Source organism: Fructilactobacillus sp. X3R2C1 (assembly GCF_059901235.1).
Genome location: NZ_JBWXVA010000047.1, coordinates 1 through 261 on the forward strand (window position 1 = coordinate 1; position 261 = coordinate 261).

Sequence of the window (261 nt, forward strand, 5' to 3'; positions counted from 1 at the left end):
TGCGTAAACTTCTTAAACACGATACGTGGATTAAACCGTATCTAACTAAGTACAAGGTCTTGTTGTTCTGGGTCTTCTTTCTAGGTGTTCTCACGTTTGGATGTGGAATCGGACTAATGTTCGTTGCCGGCTATCTAATTAGCCGTTCGGCAACCCATCCGTACAACATCCTGATCGTCTACGTGCCAGTCATCTTGACGCGGGCCTTCGGAATTGGACGACCAGTCTTCAAGTACCTCGAACGAATTAACAGTCATAACT

The 261-nt window shown here is 45.6% G+C and carries 1 pseudogene; it reads left to right on the plus strand.

The window, feature by feature from the left end:
* Nucleotides 1–261 (plus strand): annotated as a pseudogene (locus AC6UDB_RS07095) (thiol reductant ABC exporter subunit CydC); the annotation flags it as partial.